The sequence below is a fragment of the Janthinobacterium sp. NKUCC08_JDC genome (assembly GCF_019345575.1).
Lineage (GTDB): Bacteria > Pseudomonadota > Gammaproteobacteria > Burkholderiales > Burkholderiaceae_D > Janthinobacterium > Janthinobacterium aestuarii.
Window position 1 is genome coordinate 534,015 of record NZ_JAHKQW010000002.1, and the last position, 19,415, is coordinate 553,429.

Annotated in this window: 20 protein-coding genes; 5 read left to right on the forward strand and 15 right to left on the reverse strand. The window is 62.9% G+C overall.

The annotated features are described in order from the left end of the window. Positions 1-9: 9 nt before the first annotated feature. A complete protein-coding gene (locus KO538_RS08405) occupies positions 10-1,302 on the forward strand; it encodes an SGNH/GDSL hydrolase family protein (RefSeq protein WP_257620223.1) in 1,293 nt (430 codons plus the stop codon). On the opposite strand, the gene cysK is transcribed toward KO538_RS08405, so the two are convergent. Further along, entirely contained in the window at positions 1,263-2,195 is a 933-nt protein-coding gene (cysK, locus tag KO538_RS08410; RefSeq protein WP_128141793.1) for a cysteine synthase A, read from the reverse strand. The genes KO538_RS08405 and cysK overlap by 40 nt on opposite strands. A gap of 99 nt (positions 2,196-2,294) precedes the next feature. Beyond that, positions 2,295-2,759 (reverse strand): FKBP-type peptidyl-prolyl cis-trans isomerase, encoded by a 465-nt coding sequence (locus KO538_RS08415; protein ID WP_034746152.1) that lies wholly within the window; start codon positions 2,757-2,759, stop codon positions 2,295-2,297. 95 nt (positions 2,760-2,854) lie between these two features. Between KO538_RS08415 and thpR the strand changes: the two genes are divergently transcribed. Beyond that, entirely contained in the window at positions 2,855-3,373 is a 519-nt protein-coding gene (thpR, locus tag KO538_RS08420; protein ID WP_219328023.1) for an RNA 2',3'-cyclic phosphodiesterase, read from the forward strand. Here thpR and KO538_RS08425 read toward each other — a convergent pair. Next, positions 3,370-4,227, reverse strand: coding sequence for a tRNA threonylcarbamoyladenosine dehydratase (locus tag KO538_RS08425; protein WP_257620224.1), 858 nt, complete (start codon positions 4,225-4,227; stop codon positions 3,370-3,372). The genes thpR and KO538_RS08425 overlap by 4 nt on opposite strands. A gap of 112 nt (positions 4,228-4,339) precedes the next feature. On the opposite strand from KO538_RS08425, the gene pdxH reads away from it, so the two are divergent. Both pdxH and KO538_RS08435 read left to right on the forward strand, forming a co-directional pair. After that, positions 4,340-5,539 carry a pyridoxamine 5'-phosphate oxidase gene (gene pdxH / locus KO538_RS08430; RefSeq protein WP_219328024.1) on the forward strand — a complete coding sequence of 400 codons (1,200 nt, stop codon included), beginning with the start codon at positions 4,340-4,342 and terminating at the stop codon, positions 5,537-5,539. Between the two features lie 127 nt (positions 5,540-5,666). Further along, a complete protein-coding gene (locus tag KO538_RS08435; protein WP_219328025.1) occupies positions 5,667-6,914 on the forward strand; it encodes a cyclopropane-fatty-acyl-phospholipid synthase family protein in 1,248 nt (415 codons plus the stop codon). Between the two features lie 22 nt (positions 6,915-6,936). On the opposite strand, the gene msrA is transcribed toward KO538_RS08435, so the two are convergent. Further along, the gene (msrA, locus tag KO538_RS08440) at positions 6,937-7,470 is read right to left on the reverse strand and encodes a peptide-methionine (S)-S-oxide reductase MsrA (RefSeq protein WP_219328026.1); all 534 of its coding nucleotides are present in this window, start codon (positions 7,468-7,470) and stop codon (positions 6,937-6,939) included. Positions 7,471-7,647: 177 nt separating this feature from the next. On the opposite strand from msrA, the gene KO538_RS08445 reads away from it, so the two are divergent. Next, positions 7,648-8,154 carry a flavin reductase family protein gene (locus tag KO538_RS08445; protein ID WP_034746143.1) on the forward strand — a complete coding sequence of 169 codons (507 nt, stop codon included), beginning with the start codon at positions 7,648-7,650 and terminating at the stop codon, positions 8,152-8,154. A 38-nt stretch (positions 8,155-8,192) separates the two neighbouring features. Here the strand turns inward: KO538_RS08445 and KO538_RS08450 are convergent, their stop codons facing one another. From KO538_RS08450 to KO538_RS08500, 11 genes are all read right to left on the reverse strand, one after another. After that, positions 8,193-8,879, reverse strand: coding sequence for an OmpW family protein (locus KO538_RS08450; RefSeq protein ID WP_219328027.1), 687 nt, complete (start codon positions 8,877-8,879; stop codon positions 8,193-8,195). Positions 8,880-8,977: 98 nt separating this feature from the next. Further along, on the reverse strand, positions 8,978-10,363 hold the full coding sequence (locus tag KO538_RS08455; protein WP_219328028.1) for an SGNH/GDSL hydrolase family protein: 1,386 nt from the start codon (positions 10,361-10,363) through the stop codon (positions 8,978-8,980). A 241-nt stretch (positions 10,364-10,604) separates the two neighbouring features. Next, complete coding sequence (locus tag KO538_RS08460) at positions 10,605-11,624, reverse strand: L-threonylcarbamoyladenylate synthase (protein WP_219328029.1); 1,020 nt, start codon at positions 11,622-11,624, stop codon at positions 10,605-10,607. After that, positions 11,621-12,817, reverse strand: a complete 1,197-nt coding sequence (locus KO538_RS08465) for a 5-(carboxyamino)imidazole ribonucleotide synthase (protein ID WP_219328030.1) — start codon at positions 12,815-12,817, stop codon at positions 11,621-11,623. Before KO538_RS08465 ends, KO538_RS08460 begins: the two co-directional genes overlap by 4 nt. 15 nt (positions 12,818-12,832) lie before the next feature. Beyond that, entirely contained in the window at positions 12,833-13,330 is a 498-nt protein-coding gene (purE, locus tag KO538_RS08470) for a 5-(carboxyamino)imidazole ribonucleotide mutase (protein ID WP_034746126.1), read from the reverse strand. 1 nt (position 13,331) lies between these two features. After that, the gene (locus KO538_RS08475; protein WP_034746123.1) at positions 13,332-14,225 is read right to left on the reverse strand and encodes a phosphoribosylaminoimidazolesuccinocarboxamide synthase; all 894 of its coding nucleotides are present in this window, start codon (positions 14,223-14,225) and stop codon (positions 13,332-13,334) included. Positions 14,226-14,329: 104 nt separating this feature from the next. Continuing rightward, a complete protein-coding gene (gene fba / locus KO538_RS08480) occupies positions 14,330-15,394 on the reverse strand; it encodes a class II fructose-bisphosphate aldolase (RefSeq protein WP_034746119.1) in 1,065 nt (354 codons plus the stop codon). A gap of 79 nt (positions 15,395-15,473) precedes the next feature. Further along, the gene (gene pyk / locus KO538_RS08485; protein WP_046684386.1) at positions 15,474-16,922 is read right to left on the reverse strand and encodes a pyruvate kinase; all 1,449 of its coding nucleotides are present in this window, start codon (positions 16,920-16,922) and stop codon (positions 15,474-15,476) included. Between the two features lie 110 nt (positions 16,923-17,032). Further along, entirely contained in the window at positions 17,033-18,244 is a 1,212-nt protein-coding gene (locus tag KO538_RS08490; protein WP_070301064.1) for a phosphoglycerate kinase, read from the reverse strand. Between the two features lie 77 nt (positions 18,245-18,321). Beyond that, positions 18,322-18,672, reverse strand: a complete 351-nt coding sequence (locus KO538_RS08495) for an AzlD domain-containing protein (RefSeq protein WP_034746111.1) — start codon at positions 18,670-18,672, stop codon at positions 18,322-18,324. Continuing rightward, positions 18,665-19,399, reverse strand: a complete 735-nt coding sequence (locus tag KO538_RS08500; protein WP_219328031.1) for an AzlC family ABC transporter permease — start codon at positions 19,397-19,399, stop codon at positions 18,665-18,667. The genes KO538_RS08495 and KO538_RS08500 overlap by 8 nt, the downstream gene beginning before the upstream one ends. Positions 19,400-19,415: the final 16 nt, after the last annotated feature.

Below are 19,415 nucleotides of genomic sequence, written 5' to 3' on the forward strand. Positions count from 1 at the left end.
CGAGCCGCCATGCAACGATTGTCCCTCCTCCCCGCCACCCTGCTGAGCCTGGCACTGAGTGCTCCTCCCGCCCATGCGGCCGATCCCGCATCCACCTGGCTGGCCAGCTGGACGGCCAGCCCCCAAGCCGTGTGGGGCAGCGATTTCCTGTTCCCCAGCAATGTGCCCGCCGTGCTGCACGGGCAAACCGTGCGCCAGGTGGCGCGCCTCAGCGTGGGCGGCCCGCGCGTGCGCATCGTGCTGTCGAATGCGTATGGCAAGGTGCCGCTGCGCATCGGCGCGGCCACCGTGGCCCTGGCCGCTTCCGCTTCCGCCATCGAAGCGGGCAGCCTGCGCACGCTCACATTTTCCGGCCAGCCGGCGGCCAGCGTGGCGCCGGGCGCGCCGCTCGTCAGCGACCCCGTCGACCTGTCCGTGCCGGACCTGGCTCGCCTGACGGTGAGCATCCACCTGCCGCAAGCCAGTCCCGCCTCCACGTTTCACTGGGATGGGCGCGAAACGGCGTGGATCGCCCCGCAGGACCAGACGCGGGCCGCGCGCATCGATGACGCGCCTGGCGTGCAGACCACCACGGCGCGCCTTTTACTCAGTGCGATTCAGGTAGAGGCGGCGGCGGGGGCGCAAGCCGTGGCCATCCTCGGCGATTCGATTAGCGACGGCGCCAGCGCCAGCCTGGGGATGGATGCGCGCTGGCCCGATTTCCTGGCCAAGCGCCTGGCGCCGCACGGCGTGGCCGTGATCAATGCGGGCATTTCCGGTGCGCGGCTGTTGTCCGACGGCATGGGAGACAATGCCCTGGCCCGCTTCGAACGCGACGTGCTGGCGCAACCAGGCGTGCGCACGGTGGTCGTCTTGTTGGGAATCAATGACATCAGCTGGCCCGGCACGGCGTTTGCGCCACGGCAAAAACGGCCGACCCTGGAGGAATTAACAAACGGCTACGCCCAACTGGTCGCCCAGGCGCGCAGCCGCGGCGTGCGCGTGATCGCGGCCACCCTGACGCCGTTCGCCGGCGCCCTGCCCGGCACGCCCTTGAGCAACTATTATCAGCCGGAAAAAGATGCGCTGCGCCAGCAATTGAATGCGTGGATACGCGCCAGCGGCCCTTTTGACGCCGTACTCGACTTCGACGCATTGGCGCGCGATCCGGCGCACCCGCTGCGCCTGCTGCCCGCCTACGACTCGGGCGACCACCTGCACCCGGGCGATGCAGGCAACCGGGCGCTGGCGGAAGGGATAGATCTGTCCCTACTATTTACAAATCAGTCGCCCAAGCCCGCGTACAAAGCGGTACTCAGGTAGCGCTCGCCAAACGACGGGATGATGGTGACGATGTGCTTGCCCGCGTTTTCCGGACGGCGTGCCACTTGCAGGGCAGCCCACAGGGCGGCGCCCGACGAGATGCCGACCAGCAAGCCTTCATCGCTGGCGGCCAAGCGCGCCGTGGCGAAGGCGTCGTCGTTCTTGACGCAAATGATTTCGTCGTAGATGGCCGTGTTCAAAATCTGCGGCACGAAACCGGCGCCGATGCCCTGGATCGGGTGCGGCCCTTTTGTCCCCTTCGACAGCATCGGCGACGCTTCCGGTTCCACGGCGATCACTTGCAGGCCGGGCTTGCGTTCCTTCAGCACTTCGCCGATGCCGGTAATCGTGCCGCCCGTGCCCACGCCAGCAACGACGATGTCCACTTGCCCATCCGTGTCGCGCCAGATTTCCTCGGCCGTCGTGGCGCGGTGGATGGCGGGATTGGCGGGATTGTTGAATTGCTGCAGCATCAGGTAGCGCGGATCGGCCGCCACCAGTTCTTCGGCCTTGCGGATGGCGCCCAGCATGCCTTCGCTGCCGGGCGTAAGCACCAGCTCAGCACCGTAGGCGCGCAGCAGGATGCGCCGCTCGCGGCTCATGGTGTCGGGCATGACGAGGGTGCAGCGGTAGCCGCGCGCGGCGCATACCATGGCCAGCGCGATGCCCGTGTTGCCGCTGGTGGGCTCGACGATGACGGTATCGGAATGGATCTTGCCTGCGGCTTCCGCGGCGACGATCATGGCCAGGCCGATGCGGTCCTTGACGCTGTGCGCGGGATTGTAGAATTCGAGTTTGGCCAGGATGGTGGCCACACTGCCGGCGGCGATGCGGTTGATGCGCACCAGGGGGGTGTTGCCGATCAGTTCAGTGACGTCGTTGGCGATGTTCATGGGGGTGGTCTCCACAGCAATTTCAGGAGAACCCAGTCTACCGCGTTTCAGAGCGTAAATGGCGGCGGCGCGGGCATGCGCCGCCGCCAAACTGAACAATTACTTCACGTCCAGCAATTCCACGTCGAAGATCAGTGCCGAGTTCGGCGGAATGTCGCCATTGCCGGCGCCGCGCGGGCCGTAGGCCAGTTCGCCTGGAATGATCAGGGTGCGCTTGCCGCCCACTTTCATGCCGGCCACGCCCTGGTCCCAACCCTTGATGACCATGCCCTTGCCGAGCGGGAAGTCAAACGGGCCACGACCGACAGAGCTGTCGAACTTCTTGCCGCGCGAATCTTTCGCCAGCGGACGGTAGAGCCAGCCCGTGTAATGCACGGTGACGTTACTGCCGACGGACGCTTCCTTGCCCGTGCCGACCTTGTTGTCGATCAGGATCAATTTATCGGCGACAGGGCCGGGGCTCAGCGAGACGGCCGAGGCGGGAACAGGCGCTGGCGCCTGTGCCTGCGCCAGCGACGCGGCGACGGAGCAGATCAGGGCAAACAAAACGGAGCTACGCGTCATGATGTATTCTTTCAGTGAGTTTCGGTAAGATCCCTGCCAGTGCAAGTGGGCAGGGAACGCCAATAATAGCAAACCGCCGCAACGATAGGAAAAACTTGTCGCCCGATACACACTGCCCCCGCCTGTTTTACGCGCTGTGGCCCGATGCGGCCACGCGCGCGGCCCTGGCCGCCTGGCAGGCGCGCCTGGAAGGCAAACCCGTGCGTCCGGACAAGCTGCACCTGACCCTGGCCTTCCTGGGCCAGCGCCCCGCCGGCGACCTGCCGGCCCTGCTGGATATTCTGGCGCACACACCGGCGCATCCCATGCCCTTGCTATTCGATCACGCCAGCCATTTTACGAAGCTGGCGCTGGCCTGGGCCGCCCTGGCGCAGCCGTCGCCCGCCCTGCTGGACTTGCGCGCGGCCTGCATGCGTAACTTGGCGGAACAGGGACTGGCGCCCCGCTTCGAGCACGACCGTTTTACGCCGCACGTGACCCTGGCGCGTCAGGCGCCGCCGCCGGCCATCGGGGACTTCGCGCCCATCGCCTGGCTGGCGGACGAGCTGGTGCTGGTGGAATCGCTCAAGAGCAGCGGCGACTACCGCATCCTGGCCAGCAGGAAATTAAGCTAGGCGGCGTCCGGTATCGACACAGCTACCTCGGCTAATTTGTCCTGGCGCAAGCTTTTCAGCGCATGCGCGGCCGCCACCATGCCGAAGCTGGCCGTCACCACCACGCTGGAACCGAAGCCCGCACAGTTCAGGCCAGTGACGCCGGCGGGCGCGCCGCCATCGATGGCGCACGCTTCAGCGCTCTCGGGGGTGCTCAACGGCTCCATGGAAAACACGGCGTCGACATTGAATTTGTTTTTCACGCCACGGGGGAAACCATATTCGGTACGCAAGAGTTTGCGTACTCGCTTGAGCAGCGGCTCCTGTTCCGTTTTCGACAGGTCGCGCACGGCGATCAGGGTCGGGTCCGTCTGCCCGCCCGCGCTGCCGATGGTCAGCATGGGAATGTTGCGCGCGCGGCAATATGCGATCACGGCCGCTTTCGCCTTGGCATTGTCGATGGCATCAACGAGGTAGTCGAAATCGCGCCCGCCCAGCAGTTGGTCCAGATTATCGGGGGTAATAAAATCCTCGATCTGCGTGACCTGGCAAAACGGGTTGATCAGTTCGATGCGTTCAGCCAGGGCCGTAATCTTGGCCTGGCCAATGGTGTCGCTCATGGCCTGGATCTGGCGGTTGATGTTCGATTCGGCAACATTATCGAGATCGATCAGGGTCAGGCGGCCGATGGCGCTGCGCGCCAGCGCTTCGACGATCCAGGAACCGACGCCGCCCACGCCGATCACACACACATGGGCGGCGCGGAAACGCTCCAGCGCGGGCGCGCCGTACAGGCGGGCGATGCCGCCGAAACGCCGCTCAAAATCGATCTCGGTCAAGTCCATGGAAATTAGTTCATTGGTGGAGGTATGCATGGCGCCATTTTAACGGACACTGCGCTGACGGATATTCTAAAATAGCCGAATTGACACAGCGACAAGCCGTACTGTCGCCACGCCCCCACACCGCCCACCACGAGAACTCGCCATGACCTCTCCCCTGTTCGACTCCGTTCCCGGCTTTGACCAGCCCATCGCCGTGCTCAAGCATTGCCACGACAAGATCCGCAAGCAGCTGACGACCCTGCAAAACCTGCTGGGCCATCTGGCACAGCACGGCAACACGGCGGATGCGCAGCAGGCGGCCAAGGCGGTGTTGCAATATTTCAATAAAGCCGCCCATCTGCACCATGACGATGAAGAGCAGGACTTGATGCCCATGCTGCAAGCGACCGCCACGGGCGACGATGCCGCCCTGCTGGCGACCCTGGTGCCGGAAATCCTGGCCGACCACCAGCGCATGGACCAGGCCTGGCTGACCCTGCGCCCGGAACTGGACGCGATCGCGGCCGGTACGGGCACGCAGCTGTCCGCCGATGGCGTGGCCGCCTACGTTGCCGCCTACCATGCCCATATGAGCAAGGAAGAGGGCCAGCTGGCGCCCATGGCCAAGCGCCTGTTCAGCGCGCAGCAGATGGAGCAGCTGGGCACGGCCATGCAGCGCCGCCGCGGCATCGCGCCCGATGTGCCAGAAGTAGCGGACGCGGCCGCCGTGCTGGCCGCCATGCGCACCGATTACGTGCAATCGAGCCTGAGCGAGACGGATGTGCTGGCCGATCCCATCGCCCAGTTCCAGAAATGGTTTGCCGAGGCCATCAACGCGCAAGTGATGGAGCCGAACGCCATGGACTTGTCCACCGTCAGCCCTGATGGCAAGCCTAGCTCGCGCATCGTGCTGATCAAGCAATTCGACGAGCGGGGTTTTACCTGGTACACGAATTACCACAGCGACAAGGGCCAGCATCTCGAACACAACCCGCACGCCGCCCTGCTGTTCTTCTGGCGCGAGCTGGAGCGGCAAGTGCGCATCGAGGGCACGGTGGTAAAAACCACGGCGGCCGAGAGCGACGAGTATTTCAATGTGCGTCCCCTGCAAAGCCGGCTGTCGGCGATTGCCTCGCAGCAAAGCGCGCCCATCGACAGCCGTGCCGCGCTGGAAAGCAATTACGAAGCCGTGGCCGCCGCCGTTGGCGACGCGCAGCCGCCGCGCCCGGCCCACTGGGGCGGCTACCGCCTGCAGCCGGAGCGCATCGAATTCTGGCAGGGGCGCCGTTCGCGCTTCCACGACCGCATCGTGTTTACGCGCGGTGCTGACGGGCAATGGAGCATGCAACGCTTGCAACCATAAGCAGGATAGCCAAGGCGGCGCAAAGCAAGCTGGTCAATATCGGTGTAGGCTATGACGTTAGAAGTTACTAAATGACATTGTTTCTCAATTTGCGGCTCCAGCCGGGGCCGCTTCATTGGAGGCCATTTTGTTTGTACAAAACCAACTCAAGTCCTGGATCGCCAGCATCCGCAGCAAAACCGCCTTGCCGCTACGCATAGAATTGTGGAACGGCCAGCACGTCGACCTGTCCAGCGAAGCGCCCAGAGTCACCATCCGCCTGCCAACCGTCGCCTCGGCCCGCTATCTGCTGAACCCGTCGCTGGCGAATCTGGGTTCGGCCTATGTGGAAGGCAATATCGAAGTCAAGGGCACGGCCCAGGACATGATTTCCATCTGCAATGCCCTGGCACGCAATACCCTGAAGCCGGAAGGCAAGCTGGCCCGCATCGTGCGCAGCTTTACGCACGACAAGAGCAAGGATGCGGAAGCCATCCGCTATCACTACGATGTGTCGAATGCCTTCTATGAGCAGTTTCTCGACCCCGGCCTCGTGTATTCCTGCGCGTATTTCGAACAGGGCGATGAAACCCTGGCGCAGGCGCAAGTCAAGAAAATCGACCATATCCTGAAGAAAATCCAGCTGCAGCCGGGTCAGACCCTGCTCGACATCGGCTGCGGCTGGGGCGCGCTCGTCATGCGTGCCGCGCAGCAATATGGCGCCCGCTGCGTGGGCGTGACCCTGTCGGAAAACCAGTACGCGCTGGCGCGCGAGCGCGTGGCGGCGGCCGGCCTGGCGCACCTGATCGATATCCGCCTGCAAGACTACCGCGACGTGACGGGCCAGTTCGACCGCATCACCAGCGTGGGCATGTTCGAACACGTGGGATTGAAGCATTTGCCCGACTACTTTTCCATCATCAACAAATTGTTGGCGCCCGACGGCATGGCGATGAACCACGGCATCACCTCGACCGATCCGGACAATGGCGAAACGCCGTACGGCGGCGGCGAATTCATCGAAAAATATGTGTTTCCGCATGGCGAGCTGGCGCACATCGGCAATGTCCTGAAAACCATGCAGCAGGGGGGGCTGGAAGTGCTGGACGTGGAAAACCTGCGGCGCCACTATGCGCGCACGTGCGCCCTGTGGACGGAAAATTTCGAAGCCCATGCCGAGCAGATCCGTCCGCTGGCGGGCGAACGGCGCTTCCGCATCTGGCACGTCTACCTGGCCGGCTGCGCCTATGCCTTCGAGCAAGATTTGATCAGCCTGTACCAGATCGTCTGCGTGAAGGCGGGGCGGCGTTCTTCCACCTTGCCCTGGTCGCGCAACTACATGTATGCGCAGGAGAATACGCAGGAAACAAGGCCGGCGCCCGTGCTCACGCCCTGACAGTCGGACACGTGCGGGGCGCTTACTTCAGGCGCCCCGCATACATGGCGCGGAATTTCTCCACCTTGGGCGCGACGACGAGCGCGCAATAGCCCTGCAAGGGATGCTGCTCGACATAATTCTGGTGGTACTCCTCAGCCGGATAAAAGGTGGCTGCCGGCGCCAGCTGCGTGACGATGGGCGCATCCCACACGCCGGCCATCTCCGCGAGCACCTTGCGCGCCACCTTTTCCTGCTCCGCCGACTGGTAATGGATGACGGAGCGAAATTGCGTGCCGACATCGTTGCCTTGCCGGTTCACGGTGGTGGGGTCGTGCAAAGTAAAAAAGATTTCCAGCAAGTCGTGATAACTGATGACGGCGGGATCGAATTCCAGGCGCACCACTTCCGCGTGGCCTGTCTCGCCCGTGCACACCTGTTCATATGTGGGGTTGGGCACGCTGCCGCCCGTATAGCCGGCCTCGACGCGCGTCACGCCGCGCACTTCCGCGTACACGGTATCGAGGCACCAGAAACAGCCACCGCCGAATACCGCTAATTCCGTCTGTTGATGCATGATGTCCTCCCGCAACGCCTCTGCGACGTATCATTTCATTACTGTAACGCAAAGCGCCATAGCCTGCAGTGCCGCTTGAAACGGTGCGTGGTGCACCGCACATAAGGGGCATGCCGGCCACGATTGCGCTGGCGCGGCCGATTTTTGGCATAATGTCAGCAAATAGACAGGTCACCCATGAACACACGCTCTCCCCGCGCGCCAGCGCAAGAATTCGATACGGCACATTTCCGCCAGGCACTGTCGCAGTTTGCCACCGGCGTGACGGTCATTACGACGCGCCTGGCCGACGGCAGTTTCCGCGGCTTGACGGCCAGTTCCTTCAATTCCGTCTCGCTGTCGCCGCCGCTGGTGCTGTGGAGCCTCGGTTCCGTGGCGAACAGCATGCCCATCTTCAGCGGCAACTCGCATTACGTCATCAACGTGCTCGGCGCCGAACAGGCGGAACTGGCCACGCGCTTTTCACGCCGCACCCCGAACCCGTTCGACGACGTCGAATACGAACTGTCGCGCACAGGCCAGCCCATCCTGAAAGGCGCGTCGGCCTGGTTCGAATGCCACAACCGCAGCCGCTATCCGGAAGGCGACCACGTCATTTTCGTGGGCGAAGTGGAACAATGCGCGTTTGCCGCGCAACCGCCCTTGATCTTCCACAATGGGAAGTTCAATACACCGCCAGCCTGAGCGGGACAAAAAAAATCCGCCGAGGCGGATTTTTTGTTTTACAGGGTAAAGTTATACCCGATGCTGACACTCACGGCGAGCGGGTCGAGCGTGATGCTCTGCGTCTGCCCCGTCGAGAATTTCGCCTTGGTTTTCAGGAAGGTCTTGACCACGGCCACGTCGGCAAACCAGCGCTCGTTGATCGCCAGGGTGCTGCCAACCACCAGGCTGCCTGCCAGCTTGTTGTCCAGGCGGTAGGTGACCGGTTTTCCACCCGGATCGAGCAAGGCCGTCATCTGGCCCGAGCCTTTTTCTTTCTGGAAATAGGCATATGTCAAACCCGCTCCCACGTAAGGACGGATCATCGCATTGGGCTGGAAGAAACGGTACTGGATGAAGGCCGTCGGCGGCAAGGCTTCCGCCGTCCCCAGCTTGCCCGTACCCTTGATGGAACCATCGCCGACCAGCTCATGCTTGTACGGCACGCCCAGGATCATTTCAGCGGCAATATTGTCCGTGATCATGTAAGCAAAGGTCAGGATGGGCTTGGTGTCCGCCTTGACGTCGGCCTTGGTGTTCGGCAATGCCGGCGCGGAAATGTCGCCACTGTCGACGTGCGGCGTGATCTTGTTGACGCCGGCCTTGACCATCCAGGTGCCTGCGCTTTGCGCCGAAGCGCCCGTCGCCATGGCCATCGCGGCGGCCGCGGCCAGCACGCGTACAGCGGTATTCAAACGATTCTTCATCTTGTCTCCTGATTCATTGTGTGCGGAGTGTTCCGCTATCGAGTCTTGTCGCTGCCAGCGCCAGCCACGTCCCGGAGACGCAGCTGGCACGGCCATCCTTACAGCCAGCCCCGCACAACCATGTCCTTGGCCACATAACGTGCCAGCAGCAGGTTGTTGAACGGCGTAGGATGCACATCATCGGCATACGAGTAGTGGCTGACGTCGCCCGCTTTCAGGTTCGTGCCATTGCACACCAGCGAGCTGCCCAGAATATTGCCTGGCGCGCTCAAGTCGCACGCCGTCTCGCTGACGTTGGTCAAGCCATACGGGCCAGGGTTGGTGGCCTGGTCATGGCTGACGGCAAACACGTCGACCAGCAAGACTTTCGCATTGGCGCTCAGGCCGCCACTGAGTTCGCCGTTGAAAGCGCTGACCATGGCGTTGATGAGCGCCTTGGTATTGGCATCCTTGCTCAGGCCAGACGGCGTACCGGCCACGTCAGGCAGATTGTTGACGATGACATAGTTGGCGCCCTTGGCGATGATCTGGTCCTTGACCAGCGCCACCAGTTCGGTACCCGCTTGTTTCATAGCGGCAACCAGCGTCGGTCCCTGAGCCACAGCGTAATCGGCACCGGCCTTGGCGCCGGCAGCGTTACCCGTCACCGTCGCATCGGCTTGCGCCTTGGCGGCCAGGGCGGGGGCCAGGGTTGGGGCATTCGTATTGCCGGCAATCACGGCGGCTTGCACGGCGGCACCGACGATGGTCGTCGACGTGGCGCCCGGCGCGGCGCTGGCCGTCTTGATGGCGGCGCCGATGGCAGCTGCTGCCGTCGCAGGGTTGGTGGCGCCAGCGGCCAGAGCCATGGCCAGGTTGGTGGCGAAAGCCTGGGCGCCTGCGGCCGCGCCTGCAGCCTGGCCAGCAGCGGTCGCACCTGCTTGCAATGCGCCCAGCTGGAACAGCACGTCATTGCCGCCGGCCATCACGAAAACGGCTTCGGTGCCGCTGAACTTGCCACCGGAAACGGCCAGGTGGTTCGCGATCTGCGTCACCACGGGGACGGTCAAGGCGCCCAGCGGGCTGCCCGTCAATTTGTTGTTCGGACCGACGGGGTTGGTGACGCGCGAACCGCCCATGGCGTAGCCGTAGCAGCCGGCATGCTTGACGCGCGGTACGGAAAGGCCTTGCGCCGCATTCCCCTCCAGACCCGTCTCGGCGGCGCATGGCGCGGCCAGGCCGAATTGCGCGGCCAGGTGCTCGGTCCAGTTCTTGCCCGTCAGTTCAGGATTGATCTTGGTATTGTCGCCATTGATGGTGAACTTGCCGCCACCTTTCGCCTGCACCGTACCCACGGCATACGAGCCGACATCGGACAGGCTGTCGCCGAACGACACCTGCGCCGTGTATTTGACTTTCAAGGCTTGATCACCGCCACTGGCGCCGCCGCAACCTGCCAGGACAGCCGCAGCCAGCACGGCCAGCGCGAATTTTGTTTGATGCATTTTGTCTCCTCGGTCTTTTTTCTGGTTTCTAAACGAACGGGCGTGCTATTCGCTACCCAACTAATATGCCATCGTTCCTCAGGCTTGTATAGAAAATATGTTTTAAAAATCAACGAAATAACAACATCGCCAGCGCCCTGTCACGAGCGGCCGATCTGCTGAATTATGGAGGATTTACTATGTTTCGTGGCAAGCATTGCTATTGCGCTGCATCAATAAAAAGCCCCTTGCGGGGCTTTTTTCAGACGGACAGGAATTGCTGCAAGATACCACTTGAGCCGAACGCGGCACGCCGCAAACGGTCATTGACGCCCAGCCACTCAGGGCCGGTCGGAGGCGCTTCGACGAGTATCAGTTCGGCGCCGACCTGGTCCATCGTGCGCAGCGAGGCATACAGCGCATGTGCGTAGTTTTCCGGCTTGGCGGCCAGGCGCACGCTGGCGCTGGCCGGCGGCAGATCCGAGTAATGGATCAGGGCCACGCGGCGCCCGTCGTTGAGCAGGCGGTTCAAGGTGGCGCTCACGTCATCGCTGTGCTGCATCGCAACAGGCGTATGTGGCGCGTAATGCGATTCCAGGGTACCCGAGGCGCGCGGCGCGGCTGCATCGGCAACAGCCGGTGCGCGGCCGATGACGGCGGCGATCTGCTCGCTGCTGATATGGCCGGGACGCAACAATACGGGACCATGTGTGGCCAGGCGCGACAGGTCGACGATGGTCGACTCGATGCCCACGTCGCTCTGCCCGCCATCGAGCACCAGGCCCAGCAAGCCGCTGTCGAGTTCCGCCGCGAATTCATCGCGCACGTGCTGCGCCGTAGTGGGGCTGACGTTGCCGAATTTGTTTGCCGACGGCGCGGCCAGGCCGCCCTTGCCGCCCTTGAAAGTGCGTAGCAATTCGATAGCCACCGGGTGCGACGGGCAGCGCAAACCCACCGTATCCTGGCCGCCGGACACGGCGTCGGGGATATGCGCGGCGCGCTTGACGATCAGGGTCAGCGGACCGGGCCAGAAAGCGGCTACCAGTTGCTGCGCTTCCGGCGGAATATCGTCGGACCAGTGCGCCAGGTCGGCGCCGGGCGCCACGTGCACGATCACGGGGTGGTCCGATGGACGGCCCTTGGCTTCGTAGATGCGCGCCACGGCGGCCGGGTTTTCCGCATCGGCGCCCAGGCCATACACGGTTTCTGTCGGGAAGGCGACGAGGCCGCCCTCTTCCAGCACGGCAGCGGCCGCTGCCAGGTCTTGTGCGGGCACGCTCACGGCGCGATTCCCAGGATCAGGCAAGCGTCGCGCAACCGCTGCTGCGCCTGCGGCAAGCTGGCGGCGATGAAGGTCAAATGGCCCATCTTGCGGCCACGGCGCGGGTCATCCTTGCCGTACAGGTGCAGACAGGCGCCCGGCAACGCCAGCACCTGGTCCCACGCCGGTTCAGTGACCACATCGCTGTCGCCGGCAAACCAGGCGTCGCCGAGGATGTTAAGCATCACGGCCGGCGAATGCTGGCGCACGTCGCCCAGCGGCAAGCGCGCCATGGCCCGCACCTGCTGCGCGAACTGGCTCGTAACGCAGGCATCCATCGTGTAGTGGCCGCTGTTATGCGGGCGCGGCGCCATTTCATTGACCACCAGGCTGCCGTCTTCCAGCACAAAAAATTCGATGCACAGCACGCCGACGTAACCGAGTTCGGCCACCATGGCTTGCGCCGCGCGCTGCGCCTTGGCGGCGCAATCGTCGGACACGTTCGGGCCCGGCACGGTGGTGGTAAACAAGACGCCGTCGCGGTGCACATTCTCGGCGATCGGATAGACGACCGATTCGCCATCCACGCCGCGCGCCGTCAGCACGGACACTTCATACGCCAGCGGCAGCATCTTTTCCAACAGGCAAGTTACTTGTCCCATTTCCGCAAAGGCGGCACGCACTTCGTCGCGCGTGCGCACGCGGAACTGGCCCTTGCCGTCATAGCCCATGCGCACGGTTTTCAAGATACCCGGCAACAAGTCGTCGCCAATGGCGTCGATATCGTCTTGCGTGGCGATCACCATGTGCGGCGCCGGCAGCACGCCCGACTTGGCCGCGCAGTCGACAAAGAAACGCTTTTCCGCGATGCGGTCCTGCGCCACCGATACGCCATGGGCGTTCGGCGCCACGAACACGCGTTCGGCCAGGCGCGACAGGCTGTCGGCCGGCACGTTCTCGAATTCCGTGGTGACGGCCAGGCATTGCGCCGCCAGAGCGTCGAGACCGGCTGCATCGCTGTAGCCGGCATTGATGAGGCGCTGCGCCACCTGCCCCGCAGGGCAGGCGTCCGATGGTTCCAGTACGGCCACCTGATAGCCCATGCTCTGGGCGGCCTGGGCAAACATGCGGCCGAGCTGGCCGCCACCCATCACGCCCAGCCACGCCGGTGGATGGGCGGCGGGCAGCAATGGGGAAGTCGATTTACTATTCATTATTTTTCAAACACATTAATCAGGCAAGACCATGGCCTTGGCGGCCGCCGTTTGCGTGGCACGGAACGCTTCCAGGCGCTCGGCCAGGGCGTCGTCATTGGCGGCAAGCATCGCTACCGCCGTCAGCGCCGCATTCGCCGCGCCCGCTTCACCGATGGCGAACGTGGCCACCGGCACGCCCTTGGGCATTTGCAGGATGGACAGCATGGAATCTTCGCCGCGCAAGTATTTCGACGGCACGGGTACGCCCAGCACGGGCACGATGGTCATCGCCGCCACCATGCCAGGCAGGTGGGCCGCGCCGCCGGCGCCGGCGATGATGGCGCGCAAACCGCGCGCGCGCGCGCTTTTCGCGTACGCATACATCTCGTCGGGCATGCGATGCGCGGAAATGACTTGCGCTTCGTACGGCACGCCAAACTGTTTCAGCATGGCGACCGCGTTCTGCATCACGTCCCAATCCGAAGACGAGCCCATGATGACGCCGACCAGCGGCTTGTTTTGCTCAGTCATCTCAGGCCTTCAGCTTCTCGCCCGTCAGGCGTTCGATGGCTTCGAAGTACTTGGCCTGGGTTTTTTCGATGACGTCGGCCGGCAGCGCTGGCGCCGGTGCGGTCTTGCCCCAGGTCAGCGTTTCCAGGTAGTCGCGCACGAATTGCTTGTCGAACGACGGTGGCGAAATGCCAGGCTGATACGAATCCGCGGGCCAGAAGCGCGACGAGTCGGCCGTCAGCACTTCATCCATCAAATGCATGACGCCATTGTCGTCCAGGCCGAATTCGAACTTGGTGTCGGCGATGATGATGCCGCGCGTGGCAGCGTATTCGGCGGCCGTCTTGTAGAGTTGAATGGCGACGTCGCGCATCTTGGCGGCCAGTTCGGCGCCGATGCGCTCTTCCATTTCAGCAAAGCTGATGTTTTCGTCATGCTCGCCCAGCTCGGCCTTGGCCGCCGGCGTGAAGATCGGCTCCGGCAATTTTTCCGCCTGTTGCAGGCCCGCTGGCAGCTTGATGCCGCAGATGCTGCCCGTGTCCTGGTAATCTTTCCAGCCCGAACCGATGATGTAGCCGCGCACGACCGCCTCGACCATGATCGGTTTCAAGCGCTTGGCCACGACGGCGCGGCCCTTGACTTGTTCCACTTCCTCGGGCGCCACCACGGATTCCGGCGCCACGCCGGTCAGGTGGTTCGGCACGATATGGCCCAGTTTCTCGAACCAGAAATCGCTCATCTGGTTGAGAACCTTGCCCTTGCCGGGGATAGGCTCGTTCATGACGACATCGAAGGCCGACAGGCGGTCCGTGGTGACGATCAGGATCTTGTCGTCGCCAACGGCGTAATTGTCGCGGACCTTGCCGTGGCCCAGCAATGGCAGGGAGTGGATGGAAGTCTGATAGAGGCTGTTCATAGCGGGGGAATAGTTGGATGAAACGAAACCGGCAGGCAGGGGGTGCCCGCCGGTCGAGAAAATCGGGCACGGAGGATTGCCTCCGGCCCGTTCCAGACAGAATTTTACTTCACAATTTGCGACAGCTCGCCGGCCTTGTAACGCTCGGCCATTTTTTCCAGTGGCATCGCCTTGATTTTCGACGCCTGGCCTTCGCAGCCGAATGCCTGCATGCGGGCGCGTACGATTTGCTCTGCAGCAAGACGGGCTGGCTTCAGGTAGTCGCGCGGGTCGAATTTCGACGGGTTTTCAAACAGGTATTTGCGGATCGCGGCCGTCATCGCCAGGCGGATATCGGTGTCGATGTTGATCTTGCGCACGCCGTGACGGATGCCTTCCTGGATTTCCTCGACTGGCACGCCGTAGGTTTCCTTCATGTCGCCGCCGAATTCGCGGATGATGGCCAGCAATTCCTGCGGCACCGACGAGGAACCGTGCATCACCAGGTGAGTGTTCGGGATGCGTGCGTGGATTTCCTTGATGCGGTCGATGGCCAGGATGTCGCCCGTCGGCTTGCGCGTGAATTTGTAGGCGCCGTGCGAGGTGCCGATGGCGATCGCCAGGGCGTCGCACTGGGTGCGCTGCACGAAGTCGGCCGCTTGCGCCACGTCCGTCAGCAGTTGCTCGCGGGTCATGGTGCCATCGGCACCGTGGCCGTCTTCCTTGTCGCCCTTCATGGTTTCCAGCGAACCGAGCACGCCCAGTTCCGCTTCCACCGTCACGCCGATGGCGTGCGAGAATTTTACGACTTCACGCGATACTTCCACGTTGTATTCGTAGGAAGCGACCGACTTGCCGTCCGCTTCCAGCGAACCGTCCATCATCACGGAAGTAAAACCCGAGCGGATGGCGGCCATGCAGACGGCCGGCGACTGGCCGTGATCCTGGTGCATGACGACGGGGATGTGCGGATACGCTTCGACGGCGGCGTCGATCAGGTGGCGCAGGAACGCTTCACCGGCGTACTTGCGCGCGCCAGCGGACGCTTGCATGATCACCGGGCTGTTGAGCGCATCGGCGGCGGCCATGATGGCTTGCACTTGCTCCAGGTTGTTGACGTTGAAAGCAGGAATGCCATAACCGTTTTCGGCGGCATGGTCCAGCAGTTGACGCATGGATACGAGAGACATGGTAATACTCCAGATAACAATAGAAACCGTTGCGGCGCTTCGCGGTCGATGACCGCGGCGGCGCCTGAATTCTTGGACCTTAGTCGAATTCTCCGACCTTCACAATTTTCAAGGCATTCGTGCCGCCCACCTGGCCCATCGGCTCGCCCCAGGTGACGACGATCATGTCGCCCTTGCGGACGATGCCCTGCGCCACCAGCAGCTCTTCCGCCTGCTTCAGCACTTGCGCGCTGGGGGCGTTCTGCATCAGATGATACGCCCGAACATTGCGGTACAGCGCGGCTTTGCGCAAAGTCGTGACGCTGGGTGTCAGTGCATAGATCGGCGTGTCGATACTGTGGCGGCTCATCCACAAGGCGGTGGAACCGGATTCCGTCAGCGCCACGATGGCTTTGACGCGCAAATGGTGGGCCGTAAACAGCGCGCCGTACGCGATCGACTGGTCGATGCGGGTAAACGTGACGTTGAGGAAATCGGCATCGAGCTTGTTGTATTCGGACTGTTCCGCTTCCACGCAGATGGCGGCCATCATTTCCACCGTCTCGATCGGGTATTTGCCCGAGGCCGTTTCGGCCGACGTCATGACGGCGTCCGTGCCGTCGAGCACGGCATTCGCCACGTCGGATACTTCCGCGCGGGTCGGCACGGCGTTGACGATCATCGATTCCATCATCTGCGTGGCCGTAATCGCCAGCTTGTTCGACGCGCGCGCCATCTTGATCATGCGCTTTTGCAAGGCCGGCACGGCCGCATTGCCCACCTCGACCGCCAGGTCGCCACGCGCCACCATGATGCCGTCGGAAGCGTCGAGAATTTCCTGCAGCGCAGGAATGGCTTCCGCACGCTCGATCTTGGCGATCATCATCGGCTTGTGGTGATACGGTTCACCGGCGATATTGGCCAGCTGGCGCGCCATTTCCATGTCGGTCGCGCATTTCGGGAAGGAAATGGCCAGATAGTCGGCCTGGAAACTCATGGCCGTCTTGATATCTTCCATATCCTTGGCCGTCAGCGCCGGGGCCGACAAGCCGCCGCCCTGGCGGTTGATGCCCTTGTTGTTCGACAGCTCGCCGCCAATTTTGACGGTCGTGTGGATTTCGCTGCCGTGGATGCGCTCGACGATCAGTACGATGAGGCCGTCGTTCAGCAGCAATACGTCGCCCTTGTGCAAGTCGCGCGGCAAGGCCTTGTAGTCGAGGCCGACTCTTTCCTGGTTGCCCAGTTCACCGTTTTCGCCCCACTTGGCGTCGAGGATGAAGCGCTCGCCCGCTTCGAGCTGGATGCGCGTGTTTTCAAACTTGCCGACGCGAATCTTCGGCCCTTGCATGTCGGCCATGATGGCCACTTCGCGGCCGCACTCGGCGGCCGCCAGGCGCACCAGCGCCGCGCGGTCGATATGGTCTTGCGCCTTGCCGTGGGAAAAATTCAAGCGCACCACGTCGACACCCGCACGTATCATTTTGACCAGGATATCGAAGTCAGTGGAAGCGGGGCCGATTGTTGCTACGATTTTTGTACCGCGTGGCATAGGAGTCCTTGTGCGCGAGCGAAGGTGAGCAAGACCTGGCGGCTGAGCCGCCCGGCAAGGTAAAAGCGCAGCGGTCAGGCTGCGCTTGGTGGCACGACAGTCAGGCCGGATCAGCCTGCGCGTTGCATCAGGATCTCAACTGCTGGGAGGGTCTTGCCTTCCAGGAATTCCAGGAAAGCGCCGCCACCGGTCGAGATATAGCTGATTTTATCGGTAATATCGTATTTGGCAATCGCCGCCAGGGTGTCGCCACCGCCAGCGATCGAGAAAGCTTTCGAATCGGCAATGGCCAAGGCCAGGGTCTTGGTGCCGTTGCCGAACTGGTCGAATTCGAATACGCCAACGGGGCCGTTCCACACGATGGTGCCGGCGGCGCCGATCTGCTGCGCCAGCAGGGCCGCCGTTTTCGGGCCGATATCGAGGATCATGTCGTCGTCCGCCACGTCGGCCACGTCCTTGACGGTGGCGGCTGCCGTTGGCGAGAATTCCTTGGCGCACACGACGTCGACGGGAATCGGTACTTGCGCACCGCGCTTGGCCATGATCTCGATGATGGCTTTCGCCTCTTCAACGAGCTCCGCTTCCACCAGCGATTTGCCGACATTCAAGCCGACGGCTTTCATGAAGGTGTTGGCGATGCCGCCGCCGACGATCAGGTTATCGACCTTGTCGGACAGGGCTTTCAGAATGGTCAGCTTGCTCGATACTTTCGAACCAGCAACGATGGCCAGCAGTGGACGGGCTGGCGCGTGCAGCGCTTTCCCCAGCGCATCGAGTTCGGCGGCCAGCAGCGGGCCGGCGCAGGCGACGGGCGCGAACTTGGCGATGCCGTGCGTGGACGCTTCGGCGCGGTGGGCCGTGCCGAACGCGTCATTGACGTAGATATCGCACAATTTGGCCATTTTTTGCGCCAGCTCATCGCTGTTTTTCTTTTCGCCCTTGTTGACGCGCACGTTTTCCAGCAAGACCACTTGGCCGGCAGCCAGATTTTCTAGGCCGGCGCCATCGATCCAGTTTTGTTTCAGTGCAACTTCCTGGCCCAACAGCTCGGACAAACGTGCCGCCACGGGCGCCAGGCTGTCGGCCGGCTTGAACTCGCCTTCCGTCGGACGGCCCAGGTGCGACGTCACCATGACGGCGGCGCCAGCATCGAGGGCGGCGCGAATGGCCGGCACCGAGGCGCGGATGCGCGTATCTTCGGTGATCTTGCCACTGTCATCTTGCGGGACATTCAGGTCGGCGCGGATAAACACGCGCTTGCCTTGCAGTGCATTTTGGGCGATCAAATCTTGCAGACGGATGAAGTTGAGAACAGCTGACATGGCGATCCAGATGACGAGTGGAAGGAAGTGCGCTATTTTACCGCAAGGACCAGACCAAATCGCCGATTTGTCCTGCTTTACTGAAAAACATGCAACAGTCGCAAGCCCGTGAAAACCAGCATGCCGAAGACGATGGTTTGCAGCATATTGCGGCGAATCACGAAAAAGAGCGTGGCGGCAATACCCGACAAGAGTTTCAAATTGGATAAGTCGAAGTGCACTTGCTGCCCTTCCATCAGCAGGTCGGGCGCGATGATGGCCGCCAGCGCGCAGGCCGGCGCATAGCGCAGCATCTCGCCCACACGGCGCGGGATGGTGATGTGATGGCCGATCAGCCAGAAGGTGCTGCGTGTGGCGGCCGTTGCCACCACCAGCACGGCGATGGCGATCCACACGTCGGCCCTGCCCCAGTCGATGCCGTCAATCATGGCGTTTTGTCCATTTTTCAGTCAATTCTTCCACGGCCATGGCGCTGACCATGCCCACCACGACGGCTACCAGCAAGCCCAGCTTATACGGCAGGCTGAAGGCCAGCACGGCCACCGCGCCCGCCACCAGCACGCCGCACAGGGCGGCGCGGCTGAGGATCAGCGGCACCGTCACGCACAGGATCGCCAGGGTCCCGGCAAAACCGAGCCCCCATTCGGCCGGCACGACGGCGCCCAGCACGATGCCGATGAAGGAACCGATTTGCCAGGCCAGCCAGTTGGGGTAGATCAAGCCTTTCAGGAAAGGCAGCTTGGCCGGGTCCGGCGTTTCATGGGGGTAGCGTTGCAGGAACAGGCCCACGGTGATGTCGCCGGCCACATAGCCGAGCGCAAAGCGCTGGCGCCACGGCAGATGGGCGAAATGGGGAGCCAGCAGCACGGAAAAGATAACAAAACGCAAATTGACGACGAGGGCTGTGGCGAAGATCACCCACACGGGCGCCTGCGCCGCCAGCAGAGGCAAGGACGCGAGCTGGGCCGAACCGGCGAAGACAAACAGGGTCATGGCCCCCGCCTGCGCGACAGTCAAGCCGCTTTTCACCATGGCCACACCCACCACCATGCCCCAGGCGGCAATGCCCAGCAGGGTGGGCGCACCCAGGTTCAGGCCGGCGCGCCAGGCGTCTTTCAGCAGGGCCTCGTCCTTGGCGGCCGGGACGGCGTTCATGCGGCGCTCCGGCCGA